Origin of the sequence: Paraburkholderia sp. BR10936 (assembly GCF_040965735.1) — a bacterium.
Lineage (GTDB): Bacteria > Pseudomonadota > Gammaproteobacteria > Burkholderiales > Burkholderiaceae > Paraburkholderia > Paraburkholderia nodosa_A.
In genome coordinates this window covers 108,741-124,450 of record NZ_JBFRCM010000021.1, presented here as the reverse complement: position 1 = coordinate 124,450, position 15,710 = coordinate 108,741, and the positions used below count along the sequence as shown (strand labels likewise).

At 64.3% G+C, this 15,710-nt stretch carries 14 protein-coding genes; 11 read left to right on the top strand and 3 right to left on the bottom strand.

Annotation, left to right across the window (positions count from 1 at the left end; translation table 11 throughout):
* Positions 1–4: 4 nt before the first annotated feature.
* The 5 genes from doeB (at position 5) to AB4Y36_RS33705 (ending at position 5,564) form a co-directional block, all read left to right on the top strand.
* The gene (gene doeB / locus AB4Y36_RS33725) at positions 5–1,033 is read left to right on the top strand and encodes a N(2)-acetyl-L-2,4-diaminobutanoate deacetylase DoeB (protein ID WP_069263716.1); all 1,029 of its coding nucleotides are present in this window, start codon (positions 5–7) and stop codon (positions 1,031–1,033) included.
* Positions 1,034–1,040: 7 nt separating this feature from the next.
* Positions 1,041–1,523: an Lrp/AsnC family transcriptional regulator gene (locus tag AB4Y36_RS33720; protein ID WP_069263717.1), complete on the top strand. Its 483-nt coding sequence runs from the start codon at positions 1,041–1,043 to the stop codon at positions 1,521–1,523.
* A gap of 129 nt (positions 1,524–1,652) precedes the next feature.
* Positions 1,653–3,131, top strand: a complete 1,479-nt coding sequence (locus AB4Y36_RS33715; RefSeq protein ID WP_368685308.1) for an NAD-dependent succinate-semialdehyde dehydrogenase — start codon at positions 1,653–1,655, stop codon at positions 3,129–3,131.
* Positions 3,132–3,151: 20 nt separating this feature from the next.
* Positions 3,152–4,546, top strand: a complete 1,395-nt coding sequence (locus AB4Y36_RS33710; RefSeq protein WP_368685307.1) for an aspartate aminotransferase family protein — start codon at positions 3,152–3,154, stop codon at positions 4,544–4,546.
* A gap of 361 nt (positions 4,547–4,907) precedes the next feature.
* Complete coding sequence (locus tag AB4Y36_RS33705; protein WP_028203801.1) at positions 4,908–5,564, top strand: helix-turn-helix domain-containing protein; 657 nt, start codon at positions 4,908–4,910, stop codon at positions 5,562–5,564.
* Between the two features lie 58 nt (positions 5,565–5,622).
* On the opposite strand, the gene AB4Y36_RS33700 is transcribed toward AB4Y36_RS33705, so the two are convergent.
* The gene (locus AB4Y36_RS33700) at positions 5,623–7,272 is read right to left on the bottom strand and encodes an alkaline phosphatase family protein (RefSeq protein ID WP_069263722.1); all 1,650 of its coding nucleotides are present in this window, start codon (positions 7,270–7,272) and stop codon (positions 5,623–5,625) included.
* Between the two features lie 275 nt (positions 7,273–7,547).
* On the opposite strand from AB4Y36_RS33700, the gene AB4Y36_RS33695 reads away from it, so the two are divergent.
* Positions 7,548–8,543, top strand: coding sequence for a Gfo/Idh/MocA family protein (locus tag AB4Y36_RS33695; protein ID WP_368685306.1), 996 nt, complete (start codon positions 7,548–7,550; stop codon positions 8,541–8,543).
* 22 nt (positions 8,544–8,565) lie between these two features.
* On the opposite strand, the gene AB4Y36_RS33690 is transcribed toward AB4Y36_RS33695, so the two are convergent.
* Positions 8,566–9,501: a LysR family transcriptional regulator gene (locus tag AB4Y36_RS33690; RefSeq protein ID WP_069263728.1), complete on the bottom strand. Its 936-nt coding sequence runs from the start codon at positions 9,499–9,501 to the stop codon at positions 8,566–8,568.
* A 138-nt stretch (positions 9,502–9,639) separates the two neighbouring features.
* Here AB4Y36_RS33690 and AB4Y36_RS33685 point away from each other — a divergent pair, with 138 nt between their 5' ends.
* The 3 genes from AB4Y36_RS33685 to AB4Y36_RS33675 all read left to right on the top strand — a co-directional run bounded on the left by AB4Y36_RS33685 (position 9,640) and on the right by AB4Y36_RS33675 (position 11,574).
* Entirely contained in the window at positions 9,640–10,476 is an 837-nt protein-coding gene (locus tag AB4Y36_RS33685) for an MFS transporter (RefSeq protein ID WP_069263730.1), read from the top strand.
* A 49-nt stretch (positions 10,477–10,525) separates the two neighbouring features.
* Entirely contained in the window at positions 10,526–11,047 is a 522-nt protein-coding gene (locus tag AB4Y36_RS33680) for a hypothetical protein (protein ID WP_368685305.1), read from the top strand.
* A 98-nt stretch (positions 11,048–11,145) separates the two neighbouring features.
* Positions 11,146–11,574, top strand: a complete 429-nt coding sequence (locus AB4Y36_RS33675; RefSeq protein WP_368685304.1) for a nuclear transport factor 2 family protein — start codon at positions 11,146–11,148, stop codon at positions 11,572–11,574.
* Positions 11,575–11,652: 78 nt separating this feature from the next.
* Here AB4Y36_RS33675 and AB4Y36_RS33670 read toward each other — a convergent pair whose 3' ends face one another.
* Entirely contained in the window at positions 11,653–13,059 is a 1,407-nt protein-coding gene (locus AB4Y36_RS33670; RefSeq protein ID WP_368618599.1) for an MFS transporter, read from the bottom strand.
* A 469-nt stretch (positions 13,060–13,528) separates the two neighbouring features.
* Here AB4Y36_RS33670 and AB4Y36_RS33665 point away from each other — a divergent pair, with 469 nt between their 5' ends.
* Both AB4Y36_RS33665 and AB4Y36_RS33660 read left to right on the top strand, forming a co-directional pair.
* A complete protein-coding gene (locus tag AB4Y36_RS33665; RefSeq protein ID WP_342947584.1) occupies positions 13,529–14,497 on the top strand; it encodes an AraC family transcriptional regulator in 969 nt (322 codons plus the stop codon).
* Between the two features lie 135 nt (positions 14,498–14,632).
* Complete coding sequence (locus AB4Y36_RS33660; protein WP_368685303.1) at positions 14,633–15,691, top strand: sugar ABC transporter substrate-binding protein; 1,059 nt, start codon at positions 14,633–14,635, stop codon at positions 15,689–15,691.
* The last annotated feature ends 19 nt before the right edge of the window (positions 15,692–15,710 follow it).

Here is a 15,710-nt window from a genome sequence, read left to right as displayed (position 1 = left end):
GCCGATGCGTGCGTCACCGATTACGCCGACCGTCGATTACGACGCCAATGGCGTGCAACACGGCTTTTTGAGGCTGCCTTATTCGCGCGACGATTCCGCGTGGGGCGCGATCATGATTCCGCTTACCGTGGTCAAGCACGGCGAGGGGCCGACGGTGCTGCTCACGGGCGGCAATCACGGCGACGAATACGAAGGCCCGATCGCGCTCGCCAAGCTGGCGGGCTCGTTGCAGGCCGCGGACGTGAATGGCCGCGTGATCATCGTGCCGTACATGAACTATCCCGCGTTTCGTGCGGGCACGCGCACCTCGCCGATCGATGCGGGCAATCTGAACCGCAGCTTTCCAGGTCGCCCCGATGGCAGCGTGACCGAAAAGATCGCCGACTACTTCCAGCGTGAGTTGCTGGCGCGCGCCGATTACGTGCTCGATATTCACGCGGGCGGGCGCACGCTCGACTTCGTACCGTTCGCGGCGATTCATGTGCTGCCCGATGGTGATCAGCAGGCGCGTTGCGAGCGTGCGATGCGTGCGTTCGGCGCGCCGTACTCCATGCGCATGCTGGAACTCGATAGCGTGGGCCTGTTCGACAGCGCGGTGGAGGAAGCGGGCAAGGTGTTCGTTTCGACCGAGCTGGGCGGTGGCGGCACGTCCACCGCGCAGAGCGTGGCGATTGCGGATCGCGGCGTGCGCGGCTTTCTTGCGCACGCCGGCGTCATCGAGCGCAAGGCCAGCGAGCGCAGTGGGGGTCCGCGCACGACCACCTTGCTCGACATGCCCGACGGCACCTGCTACACCACGAGCGAGCATCGCGGCATGCTCGAGATGTGCCGCGATCTCGGCGATACCGTCGAGGCGGGCGACGTGCTCGCGCGCGTGCACGACATCGACCGAACCGGAGGGCGCGCCGTGGAATATCGCGCGCAATGCGGGGGGCTGTTAGCTGCGCGCCATTTCCCCGGCCTCGTGCAGGCGGGCGACACCGTGGCCGTGGTTGCCGACGTGGTCGAACGCAACCTGCCCGTCGCGGCATGAGCACGCCGTGATCAAGCTCGACCGTTACGATCTGGCCATCCTGCGCATCCTCGAGCGCGATGGCCGCATCACGAAATCGAAGCTCGCCGAAGAGGTCAACCTTTCCATTTCGCCGGCCTGGGAGCGCGTGCGCAAGCTCGAGGAAAGCGGCGTGATACGCGGCTACCACGCCGAGGTGGACTGGGTCGGCGCGATGCGTGGCAGCCGTATCGTCGTGGAAGTGACGCTATCGCGCCATACCGCGCCCGAGATGCGACGCTTCGAAGAGCGCGTGAGCGCGGCCGAAGAAGTCATGCAGTGCTATGCCACAGGCGGCGGCGTGGACTACGTGCTGCACGTGATGGCGCGCGACATCGACCATTACCAGCGCTTTATCGACGCGCTGCTGATGGAGGATCTCGGGATCGAGCGCTACTTCACCTACATCGTGACAAAGGTGGTGAAGTGTGCACCCAGTCACGCGCCAGCGTGGGCCCTGGAAAGCGCATGAATTTTTCGCGCCCGCGCGGGGTGGTTCAAAAGAAACCGCAAGTGCGCGGGGCCGAAAACCAAAAAAATCGCGACGCCGCCGGCCCCAGAATGGATTGCATGTCGACAGACCTGACAAGGAGTAGACGAGATGCTGCCACGACACCCCATTCTGTTCAAATCGCTGTGCTACGTGGACGGCCGCTGGGTACATAGCGACAGCGCGGCCACCGTGGCCGTCCAGAACCCTGCGGACCAGTCGGTGATCGGCCACGTGCCTATGCTCGTGCGCGCGCAGATCACCGGTGCAGTCGACGCCGCCCAGCGCGCCTTCGAATCGTGGCGTTGGGTTTCGCAAACGCAGCGCAACGCGGCGCTCCTGCGCTGGCACGAGCGAATCGTGCGGCACCAGGAGGATCTGGCGGCGCTACTCTCGCTGGAGCAGGGCAAGCCGCTGGCCGAATCGCGCGGCGAAATCCGCTATGCGGCGAGCTTCGTCGAGTGGTATGCGCACGAGGCGAAACGCCTGGCAGGCCGTACGATTCCCACGCACATCGACGGCGCGCATCTGGGCACGGTGATGGAACCGGTGGGCGTCGCGGCGCTCATCACGCCATGGAATTTTCCGGTGGCGATGATCACCCGCAAGGCCGCCGCCGCGCTCGCCGCCGGCTGCACGGTCGTCGTCAAGCCCGCGCACGAAACACCGTATTCGGCGCTCGCTTTGGCGCAACTCGCCGAGGAGGCCGGCTTTCCGGCTGGTGTCTACAACGTAGTGCTCGGCGAGCCGCAAATGGCGATGGAAACGCTGGTTGGCGACACGCGCGTGCGTGCCGTGAGTTTCACGGGATCGACGCGCGTGGGCTCGCTCGTCACGCAGACGGCGGCGCGTGCGGGCATCAAGAAGGTCGCGCTCGAACTCGGCGGCAATGCACCGTTCATCGTCACGGAAGACGCCGATCTCGAGCAGTCCGTAACGATTGCCGTGGCGGCGAAATTCCAGACTTCGGGACAGGACTGCTGCGCGGCGAACCGTATTTTCGTGGCACGGCCGCTTTACGAAGCATTCGTCGAGCGCTATGCGGCAGCGGTGCGCGAGCTCAAGACCGGCCCCGCATTCGAGAAAGACGTGGATATTGGCCCGCTCATGCACCAGGCCGCGTTCGACAGCACCGCACAGCGCGTGGACGATGCGCGCGAGAAGGGCGCGCGGATCGTGGCGGGCGGCCAGCCGCATGCGCTGGGCGGCTGGTACTACGAGCCCACTGTGATCGCCGATGCCGCGCCCGGCATGCGCGTGTACGACGAGGAAAACTTCGCGCCCATTTCGGCAGTCTGCGCGTTCGACACGCTCGACGAAGCGATCGCCAAGGCGAACGACACGGAATACGGCCTCGCGGCCTACGTATGCGCGACGCGCATGGACACGATCTTCCAGTTGGTGCGGCGGCTCGACTTCGCGATGGTCTCGGTGAACGGCGTGAAGTTCACGGGCGCACCCATTCCATTCGGCGGCATGAAGGCCTCGGGCCTGGGCCGCGAAGGTGGCGCGGAGGGCTTCGAGCCGTTCGTGGAAACCAAATATTTTTGTCTTGGCAATCTCGGCCTGCCGCTCGCGGCCATGGCCTGAACCGGAATCAGGAGGACAACATGACTCAACGTATCGACGCACTCTTCGAGCAGGACCGCGCGCACTTCATGCACCCGTCCACGCACGCCTACGATCACGAGAGCGGCGCGCTGCCGGGCAAGATCGTGCGCGGCGGCAAGGGCATCCGCATCGAGGACCATCAGGGCAAGCAGTATATCGACGCCTTCGCGGGTCTTTACTGCGTGAACATCGGCTACGGCCGCACCGAAGTTGCGGACGCCATGTACGAGCAGGCGAAGCAGCTCGCGTACTACCACACCTATGTGGGCCATTCGTCGGATGCGATCATCGAGCTGTCGTCGCGCATCATCGAGTGGGCGCCTGCCGGCATGAAGAAGGTGTACTACGGCATGTCCGGTTCGGATGCGAACGAAACGCAGGTCAAGATCGTCTGGTACTACAACAACGTGCTGGGCCGCCCGAACAAGAAGAAGATCATCTCGCGCGACCGCGGCTATCACGGCTCGGGCATCGTCACGGGCAGCCTCACCGGTTTGCCGAGCTTCCATCAGCATTTCGATCTGCCGATCGATCGCGTGAAGCATACGGTCTGCCCGCACTGGTATCGCAAGGCGCCCGCGGGCATGAACGAGGCGCAGTTCGTCGCGTACTGCGTGGAAGAGCTCGAAAAGCTGATCGCGCGTGAAGGCGCAGACACGGTTGCCGCGTTCATCGCCGAGCCGGTGATGGGCACGGGCGGCATCATCGAGCCGCCCAAAGGCTACTGGCCGGCCATTCAGGCGGTGCTGCGCAAGCACGACATCCTGCTGATCTCCGACGAGGTGGTGTGCGGTTTCGGGCGTCTGGGCTCGAAGATGGGCGCGCAGCACTTCGGCATCGAACCGGATCTCATCACGGTTGCGAAGGGCCTCACGAGCGCATATGCGCCGCTTTCCGGCGTGATCGTGGGCGAGAAGGTCTGGGACGTGATCGCGCGCGGCTCGCAGGAACACGGGCCGATGGGCCACGGCTGGACCTATTCGGGACACCCGATGTGTGCCGCCGCCGCGCTTGCCAATCTGGCGATCCTCGAGCGTGAAAAGCTCGTGGAGAACGCGGCGCAGGTCGGCTCGTACTTCGGCGCGAAGCTGCGCGAGGCGTTCGGCGCGCATCCGCTCGTGGGCGAGGTGCGCAGCGTGGGCATGCTGGCGGCGCTGGAATTCATGGCCGACAAGGAAGCGCGCAAGCCGTTCGATCCCGCGTTGAAGATCGGGCCGAAGGTTTCGGCGGCGGCGCTGGAGCGTGGCGTGATCGCGCGCGCCATGCCGCATGGCGACATCCTGGGCTTCGCGCCGCCGCTCGTCATGACGCGCACCGAAGCCGACGAGATCGTCGGCGTCGTCAGGCAGGCCGTGGACGAGGTGGCCGAGCGCAATCTTGTCGCGGCGGGGTGAGCCGCAAGGCACGCGTCAACCGTCAAAGGTGTAATTCCACGAGCCGCCGTACGCCAGTACGGCGGCTTTTTTGTTCCCGCTGGGCTTGCGCAGGTGTTGCTTTTCGGTCGCTTGCGCTTGCGCAAGAGGCCGTGAAACCGTTGCCTGACAAGGCTCAACGGCCCGCGGTTCTGGTGCGCGGCATTTTGCCACCACGTTGACGCACGCGCACGGTGTGACAATGCGTCGAAATCTTAAAAAATGTTAAAGAAGGAGTCGTTCGATGCTCTCACCCGTCGCAGGATCGGCTATCGTCGTGCGCCAAAGCAGCCGCGCTCCTCTCACCGGAACGCCGCCCAGCGCACGCTGTTCGGGGTGCGCGATGCGCCATCTTTGCATGCCGCAAGGTCTGCCGGCAGAAGACCTGCCGAAGCTCGAGGCGCTGATCTGCGGGGCGCGCAAGGTGCGCCGCGGCGAGGCCCTATATCGCTCGGGCGACCGCTTCGACAGCCTGTACGCCGTGCGCTCCGGCTCGCTCAAGACGCTGATCGTTAACCGCGACGGCCGCGAGCAGATCACCGGGCTGCGTCTCGCGGGCGACGCGCTGGGGCTCGACGGCATCGCCACCGACGTGCACGCGTTCAGCGCCGTTGCGCTCGAAGACAGCTCGATTTGCACGCTTCCCTACGCGGCGCTCAAGGGCTTGTGCCGCGAAAGCGGCACGATGCAGGACCGGCTGCACCGGCTCATGGGCGACCAGTTCAACCAGGAAGCCTCGCAGATGATGGTGCTGGGCTCGCTCACCGCCGAAGAACGCGTGGCCGCCTTCCTGCTCGACGTGTCGTCGCGCAACTGGCAGCGTGGTTATTCGCAGGCGGAGTTCCGTCTGCGCATGTCGCGCGAGGACATGGGTAGCTACCTGGGCATCACGCTCGAAACCGTGAGCCGGATCTTGTCACGCTTCCAGAAGCGCGGCCTCATCGACGCGCAAGGCAAGCTGATCCGCATCTGCGATATCGAGGGCTTGCAGACGGTTTGAGCGGGGCGCCGACGCGGCAGCCATCGAACCTCCGATGACTGCCGCAGCCAGCCACGCCTTACTTCTCGTCGAGACCCAGCCCCGGCAGGCGATGCGTGCCTTCGAGCTGAACCGCGTGCAGCAGATGCGGATCGAGGTCGAGCGCGCTCAGGATCGTCGGTGCGACCTGGGTCGTGAAGACGTAGTGGTCGTCCGTACGGCCGGCGTGGTGAATACCGGGGAACGACACGACGAGACCGAGGTGGCTGTCGTCGGGCGCGTTGCCGCCGTGCTCTTCATCCTTCGCCGTGCTCGACGTATAGATCACGCCCGGATTCGGCTGCACGATGATATCCGGCGTTCGGCCGTTCGACGGATTGCCGAACCAGTCCGCAAGGCGGTCGCCCGTGAGGATGTACGCCTGCGGGCCATCCGCGCAAATGCCCGGCGCGTTACAGCTCAGGTTCGCCTGCAGCGTCTTCACCACGGCGTCCTTCTGGCTCTGATCGCGCAGCCAGATCAGGCCAACGTCGTCGGTCTGCACCATGCCCGTGCCCGAGAGGCCAGAGCCGTCGTTCAGGTTGCCCGTCTTCGTATTGTTCTGGCCGAAGTTGCCGGTCGAGTCCAGATAGTTGTTGGCTTCGAGCAGCTTCGTGAGCGTGTCGCCGTTCTTCACCAGCTTCGAGTGATCGGTCGGCGACTGGCCGTGCTTGGCCGTCACGATGATGAGCGTCGACGAGTAGAGGTTGCGCTGCTTCAGTTCCTGCACCACGCGGCCGAGCGAGTTGTCCAGGTACGTGATCGCGGCGGCGACCTGCGGGCCGGGCGTGAAGTCGGCGTCGAGATAGCCGCCTTGTTTCGCCACAGGCGACTTCTGCGCGACGCTAAGCGTCTGGAAGTTCGTGCCGAACATCGTGGGCACCGGCGCGCTCGTCTTGCCCGTCGAGTCGAGGCCGTCGATCTCGTTGATCAGCGCCTGCACGTGGATGTTGTCGAAGACTTCGGTATGCGTGTAGGTGTCCAGATAATACGTGCCGGTCTTCGGATCGATCGAGTTGATCTCGGTGCGCGCCAGATCGTCCACGCCCTTGCCCGAAGGACCGTTGACCCAGTCGTAGCCCCACGCATGCTTGTCCGCCCACGCGGTGCGCGCGCCGTGGATGTTCTGCTTGATGACTTCGAAGACGGTGTTCGTCTTGATGTAATTGTGCGGGTACACGGGCGTGCAAACGCCGTTGACCTTCGCGTAGGGAATGGCTTGCGGATTGAACGCGCCGCCGCCGTCGAGGTGGATCAGCGCGCCGCCGTTCTCTCCGTCGATGCCGGTCGTTTCATCGAACACGACGTTCCAGCCTTGCGGGCCCTTGCACTGCGAATCGAGCGGTGCGTAGAGCGTACGGTCATATGACACGTCATAGAAGAGGCCCGCGCTCTTCGGCGAGCCGCCCGTGACCAGCGCCGTGAGGCCCGGGAACGAGTCGGACAGATGCGGCGTGTGGGCGTTCGTGTAGGTCACGCCCGACTTCGCGAGCAGCGCGAGGTTGGGGCAGGCATTGCTGCCGATGCAACGAGCCACATCCTGTTCATGCAGACCGTCGAAACTGATGAGCAGGACGTGCTTCACGTCCTTCATGTCGCCTGCATAAGCCGTTGTGTGCACACCCGCAAGTGCCATTGCACTCGCGCCAACGACTGCGCCTAACCGCGACCACCGGCTCGTATTCTCCATCTTTCACCTCGTTTTTGTATTGCATTTGTGGGGACCTGCGCACAGCCCGAGCAATGTGGGGCTGGAAGGCGAATCTCTCGTGACGGCGTGCTTTCATCTTGCCGTCAGTTGTTATCAGTTGTTGCAAGACGCGTTTGCGGACGTGTGAAGTGAGGGTTTTCGCGGGTGTAGACTCCTGCATTCGAGCGTTCACGGTTCGCGCTGGAGCGCTCGTTAAGAGTGAGTTCCATTCAGTCCATTCCGGGCATCGCATAATCGAATCCAAAGGGAACGTCATGGCAAAGGATGAAATCGTCTGGGGTATCCTGGGTACGTCGAAGATCAACGACAAGGTCGTCGTGCCCATGCACCACGCGCCGAAGTGCCGCGTTAAAGCGATTGCTTCGCGTTCAGCACAGAAGGCCCAGGCTGCCGCGGCGAAATACGGACTCGCGCATGCGTACGACAGTTACGAGGCGCTGCTGGCAGACCCGGAAATCGATGCGGTCTATATCCCGTTGCCCAATCACCTTCACGTGGAGTGGACGATCAAGGCGGTCGAGGCGGGCAAGCATGTGCTGTGCGAAAAGCCGATCGGGCTCGATGCGCAACAGGCGCAACGATTGATCGCCGCGCGCGACAAGAGCGGGCGGTATATCCAGGAAGCCTTCATGGTTCGTACGCATCCGCAGTGGCTGAAGGTGCAGGCGTTGATCGAAGAGGGCGCCATAGGCGAATTGCGGGCGGTGACAGGCGGCTTTACCTACTACAACACCAATGCGCAGGACATTCGCAACCATAGCGATATGGGCGGCGGCGGCTTGCTGGACATCGGCTGTTATCCGATCACGACCTCGCGCCTCATTCTCGGGCGGGAGCCGAAGCGCGTGGTCGCGCTCGTGGAGCGCGACCCGTCGTTCGAAGTGGACCGTCTAGGCTCCGTGCTCATGGATTTCGACGGCGTGCAAGCGAGCTTCTTTTACTCCACCCAGATTCATCCCTACCAGCGCATGCAGTTTCACGGCGCGACCGGGCGCGTCGAGGTCGAGATTCCATTCAATGCGCCGAACGACCGGCCGACGCGGCTGCTGTTGAGCCAGCAGGGAGAAGCCGATCGCTGGCTGGAACTGCCGGTATGCGATCAATACGGCGTGGCAGCGGAGGTTTTTGCCGAGGCGATATTGAACGGCGCGCCCCAGGCGATTGCGCTGGAAGATGCCTGCGCGAACATGCGCGTGATCGACGCCGTGTTCCGCTCGGCCCGCTCGGGCGCCTGGGAAAGCATTGCTTGACGTCGAAGCGCCGCGGGCGGGTTCAACGGGTTTTGGCTTGACCCGCGCCCGCCTTGCGGCTTTTCACATGGTCGATGAATGCGCGCAGCTTGGGCATGATCTGCCGGCGGCTGGGATAGCAGAGAAACACGCCCGGCAGCATCGGCGCGTAGGCGTCGAGCACGCGCACGAGTTTGCCCGCTTTCACGGCATCGGAAACCATCGGCTCGGGTAGCTGCGCGAGGCCGATGCCTTCGAGCGCCGCGCCCATCATGGTCGGGAAGTCGCTGGCGATCAGCGGTCCGGAGACGGCGATTTCCATAGCGTGCCCGTGGTCGTCGAATGACCATGAGGCCAGCGCGCCGTTGGAGCGCCGCCAGCGCAAGCAGGCGTGCTCGCGCAGATCGTCCGTGTGGCGGGGCCGTTTATTGCCGGAGAAGTAGGCAGGACTACCTACGACAACGAGACGAAACGGCGGCGTCAGTGGCACCGCCACCATGTCGGCGGCGACGAGCTGTCCGAGCCGGATGCCGGCGTCGAAGCCTTCCGCCGCGAGATCGACCACTTCCTTGCTCGCGGCGATTTCCACCTCCACTTCGGGATAAGCCTGGCAAAACGAAGCGAGCAGCGGCTCGAGCAGCAGTGGGACGACCGCGCGCGGCACGGAGAGCCGCAACAAACCCGTAGGGCGCTGCCCGAGGTCGCGCGCGACTTCGCTCGCGGCGACCAGTTCCTCGAAGGCGGGTTTTGCGCGCGAAAGAAACCGTTCGCCGGCTTCGGTCAGGCCGACGCTGCGCGTGGTGCGCACGAACAGCGCCGCGCCGATGCGCTCTTCGAGCACACGCACCGCCTGGCTGATAGCCGAAGGCGTCACCCCGAGGTCCGCCGCCGCCTTGCGAAAGCTGCGGTGCCTGGCGACGCTCAGAAACGCCTCCACGCCATCGAGCGCACCTTGCCTGACTGTGAAGTTCTGCTTCATAGCGCATCAACATTGTGATGAATAGTCGCTCGCGGGAAACGATGGTACACCTAACGTGCCAGCCGATGACGCGCGCAAATCGCCTCGCGCGCAGGCAGGATCCAGCGCGAAGTCTGGCATTCATCTGGAGAACCGCTGATGAGCACACCCGCCGTTCCCGTTGGCATCATCCCGCCGCGCCCGGCCTGGCGCAGCCTGCGCTGGATTGCGCCGCTCACGTTGCTGTGGATTGCCGTGATGTACTGGCTGCCGGCGATCCCTGGCAGCGGTTTTCAAACCACGGCGCACCAGCTCGTCGCCCAGATGTTCATGGCGCTCGGATTGTGGCTCGGCCTCGAGCGCACCGGCCTGACGCTGAGCCAGCGCCGCGCGACCTGGCTCGTGATTCTCATGGCGCATGCGCTTTGGTTCGCAGTCGTCTGGAGTGCGGCGATCCATGGCGTCTTTCGACTGAGCGCCGTCCCGCCGCCGTTGCCCATGCTGCCGTTGGCGATATTCCTGCCTGTGATGGTCGGCGCGCCGCTATTGCTGATGTCGAAGCGAATCGGGCAAGTACTCGACGCGATGCCGGCCGCATGGCTCATTGCGCTGCAGTTTTATCGCGTGTTCGGCAGTTGGGCGATCGCTGCGTGGCTGCACGGCGCGATGGCCGGCGTGGACGCGTTGCCGGCGGGCACCGGCGACCTGCTGACGGGCCTGTTCGCCGTGCCGGCGGCCATCGCGGTGGCAAGCGGCACGGCGCAGGGGCACAAGGCCGCCATCGCCTGGAACATTTTCGGGCTGATCGATTTCGCCGTTGCCGTGACCCTGGGGATGATCACGGCGCCCGGCCGATTCCAGCTGATCGCGCCGGATATGCCGAGCCTCAACGCGGGCACGTACCCGTATGTATTGACGCCCGCGTTCGTCGTGCCCAGTTCGATCCTGTTGCATGCGCTTTCGCTGCGTCAATTGTTCCGGCGCCGCGCCGCGTGAGCTCCCTTCATTTCATCCGCACATCGCAACGCACCTTGCAGGAGGCAACATGTCACCGGAATCGATCTTTCGCTTGCACCTCGCGCTCGGGTATGTCGCGTGGCTCCTTTGTTTTACCGTCTACGTCTGGCCCCGGCTCAGGTCGATGGAGCCATTCGAGGCGCAACGCGCGATCGCCACGCTGCACAGCTTCCGCTTCTTCGGGCTGGTCTTCATGCTGCCGGGCGTCGTGAGTCCCGATCTGCCCGCGAGTTTCGCCGTGCCCACGGCTTATGGGGACCTCGCAACGGGTGCGCTGGCCATGCTGGCGCTACTCGCGGCAAGAAAGCGGCCGGTGTTCTGGTTCTTCGTCGTGGCGTTCAATCTCGTCGGCGCGGTGGACCTGGTTCTTGCCTACTACCACGCCATCCAGGCCGGTGTGCCTGTACACGCAGGAGAGTTGGGCGCGACCTACGTGATTCCCGTAATCGTCGTGCCGCTGTTGGCAATTACGCACGGCGCCGCCTTTTATTTGCTGCTGCGTCCGCAGAGCAAGGGCGCCCGCGTGCTCGCCAACGCTTCGCGCACCTGAAAGGCGGGGCGGCAAATTCACTGGACAGAGGCCAGGCGGCGTTGCTTTAATAAGCAGCCGTTCATTCGTCAACGCAACCTGGTTCAGGAGACAACCCAGTGGACAAAGCCGCCGATCCGATCCTGCAGGTGCTGCACCAGTACAAGGCCGCGGTATTGGCCAAAGACGTCGATGCGTTCATCGCGCTCTACGACCCCGACATCCTGGCCTTCGACATGTGGGGCGCGTGGACGTACGAGGGCATCGCGTCATGGCGCAACATGGTGGAGGGCTGGTTTGGCTCGCTGGGCGCCGAGCGCGTGATCGTGGATTTCAGCGAGGCGCACACCACCGTCTCCCATGAACTCGCCGTGGTGTACGCCTTCGTGAGCTACAAAGCAGTCGCGGCGGACGGCGACGAATTGCGCTCGATGGACAATCGCATCACCGCGACGCTCAGGCAAACGGACGAGGGCTGGAAGATCTTCCACCAGCATTCGTCTTCACCGATCGATCCCGCGACGACGAAGGTCATTTTCAAACGTTAGTCGCCGAAAAGAAAATGCCCGACACGCGGTCGGGCATTTCGATCGGAGCATGACGGGCGCGAGCGGCCCGCCATGCCGTTACTGCTGGGCCTTGCCAGGCACCTGTTGCCCGCGCAACGAACAGCCCTTCGTTTCGATCACGAAGAAGAGTGCGACGGCGCCCACCGCGCATGCGGCCATCATGTAGTACGCCGGAACGAGCGGGCTGCCGGTCTTGTCCACGAGCCAGTCGCTCACGATCGGCGCGGTGCCGCCGAACAGCGAGGTCGAGACGTTGTAGGCAATCGCCATCCCCGCGTAACGCACTTGCGTCGGGAACATGGCGGGGAACATCGCCGAGATGGTCGCGAGCTGCGGCGCATAGAGCAGGCCGAGCACGGCGAAGCCGATCAGCGCGCCGCCCACGCCGTGGCGCATCAGCATGAACATCGGCACGGCGGCGACGAACAGCCCGACGAGCGAGAACCACCAGAGCGTCTTGCGCCCCACGTGATCGGAGAGCCGGCCAGCGAACGGCAGCAGGGCCATCATCGCCAGCATGCCGATGAGCGGAATGAGCAGCGACATGTTCTCGCTCACGCCCAATTCCTTGTGCATGTACGTCGGCATATACGCGAGCAGCACGTAGTTCACGACATTGAGCGCGACCACGAGCCCGCCCAGCAGCACGAGCGGCACGCGATGCTCGCGCAGCAGGGTGCGCAGCGAAATGGCCGGGCGCTCCCGCTCCTGTTGCTCGAACTTCTCTTCCATCTCGCGGAATACCGGCGTGTCTTCGATGCGCGAACGCAGATAGAAGCCGATCAAGCCCAGCGGCGCCGCGACGAGGAACGGCAGACGCCAGCCCCACGCATGCATCGCATCGTTGCCGAGCGCGAGCGATGCCGCGAGCATCAGCAAGGCGCCCAGCGAAAAGCCGGCCAGCGTGGCGAACTCGAGGAAACTCCCGCAGAAGCCGCGCCGCGCGTCGGGCGCATATTCGGCCATGAAGGTGGCTGCACCGCCATATTCACCGCCGGTGGAGAAGCCCTGGATCATGCGCAAAACGATGAGCGCGGCCGGAGCGATCCAGCCGGCTTTCGCATAGGTCGGCAGCAGGCCCACGAGCAGCGTGGCGCCCGACATCAGCAGCACGGTCAGCGCGAGCACTTTCTTGCGCCCGAAGCGGTCGCCGAGCGGCCCCCAGAACAGGCCGCCGAGCGGGCGAATCAGAAATGAAATGGCGAAGGTGCCGAGCGCGAACAGCGTGGCGCTTGCCGTGCTGCCCGGAAACAGCGCCGCGGAGATATACGCGAGCCCATAGGCGTAGATCCCGTAGTCGAACCACTCGGTTGCGTTGCCGAGCGCGGCGGCGGTAATGGCGCGGCGTGGCAGCGTGTGCGCGCTGCCGGTGGGGGCGGCGTGCTGGTCGTGGTCGGGAGTCGACGTATCGTCCCATAGGGACCGGCCCGGCGTGGGGGAATGCCAAGTTTCGGCGAATCGCATAAGACGTCCTCTTGTCAGGAACCGCGGCCCGAATGGCGCGCTTGAGCAATCAAGTTAGTCCCGTCAATTTCTGTTTCCGATGTCATAGGACGATTTCGCATCGGGACTTTCCCTGCCTGCGCATCGCGCGTCCCTGTCGAGCGGGTGCGGTGGCGACTTTTGACCGCTCTTCGGGATTCGCCCTCGAGCGAGCGGCAGCAACATTTGCCGTTTTTCTGGTGGTTGGGCTGTCTCGCGGTTCGCTAGTGGCAACTGTTGCGATGCACAAAAATTGACTTCCGGCACACTGGAATCGGCCCAGGACTAACCCGAATGCAAGAAAGTATCAGTCTGCGGTCTGATTTTCAGTGGTGCAGGCGTGCCGCGGCGGGTAATTTTCAGGCATGGCGGCGCGCGGTCCGAAGACAGGTCGAGCGTATGCGCAAGTAGCCGTCGCAGAACAAGAAAAAACTGTGCAGGAGGAGTCGAGATGCAAACCATTGGGGCACCCGCGGCGCGCACGAACGCGCCCGGCGCCACGCATTCCCAGCCTGACCTCGAACTGGTCGCCGTGCCGCGCGACGAGTCGTTCAAGGTCTGGTCGCACGGCTACCCCTATCGGACGGTGCGCTGGCACTTCCATCCCGAGTACGAGATCCACCTCATCACCTCGACCACGGGCAAGTATTTCGTGGGCGATTTCATCGGCAGCTTCACGCCCGGCAATCTCGTGATGATCGGCCCGAACCTGCCGCACAACTGGGTGAGCAGCGTGCCGCACGGCGAGGCGGTGGACGAACGTTGTCTCGTCCTCCAGTTCGACGCGGCTTTCATTGCCCGCGCGATCGATGCGTTTCCCGAATTCAGGCGCGTGGAGGCGCTGCTCGACGCGTCGCGCTGGGGGCTGCTGTTCACGCCGGAAACGGGCGCGGCCGCCGAGCCGATCCTGCGCGAGATGCTGGGCGCACAGGGCATGCGACGTGTCACGCTCTTCATCGACCTGCTCGATCTGCTCGTGCAAAGCGAGGAGCCCGCGGCGCTCGCAAGCGAGGCATATCGCGCCGACCCGGCCCGCTATGCGGGTACGCGCATCAATCACGTGCTCGCCTTCATCGGCAAGAATCTCTCGCAGGAGTTGCGCGAAACGGAGCTGGCGGAACTGGCCGGGCAGAGCGTGAGCGCATTCTCGCGCTATTTTCGCCGCCATACGGGCGTGTCGTTCGTGCGTTACGTGAACCAGCTGCGCATCAATCTGGCGTGCCAGCTGCTGATGTCGGGCGAACTGAACATCACGGACATCTGTTATCAGGTGGGCTTCAACAACCTCTCGAATTTCAACCGCCAGTTCCTGTTGATCAAGGAAATGTCGCCGTCGCGCTGGCGATCCTATCAGCGGCTCAACGCCGCGAGCGCGGCCAGCAAGAGCGAAGCCGTGTACGGCGCGCCCGCGATCGGCTAGCGGATCGCCCAGCAAAAGAGGTTCAAGCGCAGTGCGCATTTCAGGCATTGCGCAGGACGAACTCACACGTTTACAAGGCAGCACGACAGCACCGGCCACCCTACCAGGCATTCAACCAAAAAACGGAGACACCCAATGACCCGACTTCACACCCAACTGATTCGCGCCGCCGCGCTCAGTCTCGCCCTCGCGGGCATCACGTCGGCTTACGCAGCGCCGAGCGGCACGGTCGCATTCCTGATGCCCGATCAGGCCTCCACGCGCTACGAGCAGCACGACTTCCCCGGTTTCAAGGCCGAAATAGGCAAGCTCTGCCCCGACTGCAAGGTGCTCTACCAGAACGCGAATGCCGATGCCTCGCAGCAGCAGCAACAATTCAATTCGGTGATCGCCCAGGGCGCGAAGGTCATCGTGCTCGACCCGGTGGACTCCACGGCCGCGGCTTCGCTCGTGCATATGGCGCAGAGCCAGGGCATCAAGGTCATTGCGTATGACCGGCCGGTGCCGTCCACGCCTGCCGACTACTACGTCTCGTTCGACAACGAGGAAATCGGCAAGTCCATCGCCCAATCGCTCGTGCAGCATCTGAAGGAGTCGGGCGTGGCCGGGAGCAAGGGCGGCGTGCTCGAAGTGAACGGCTCGCCGACCGACGCCGCCGCCGGGCTCATCAAGAAGGGCATTCACGAAGGGCTGCAGGGCAGCGGCTACAAGACGCTCTCCGAGTACGACACGCCGGAGTGGGCGCCGCCCAAGGCGCAGCAATGGGTGAGCGGGCAGATCACGCGTTTCGGACCGCAGATCGTGGGCGTCGTGGCCGCCAACGACGGCACGGCGGGCGGTACCATCGCGGCCTTCAAGGCGGCGGGACTCAATCCGGTTCCGGCGGTCACGGGTAACGATGCGACCACCGCGGGCCTGCAACTGATCATCGCGGGCGACCAGTACAACACGATCCTCAAGCCGAGCGAGATCGTGGCGGGCGCGGCGGCGAAGGTGGCCGTGGGCTTCCTCGACGGCAAGCCCGTGAAGGGCGAAACGACGCTCTTCAAGACGCCCACGCAGCTCTTCAAGCCGGCCGTCATCACGCAGAAGAACATCAAGGCGGAAGTGGTGGACAAGGGCTTCGCGAAAGCGTCGGATCTGTGCACGGGCCGTTACGCCGATGGCTGCAAGAAGCTCGGCATTGGCGGCTGATACGCATGGCTGGGCCCGG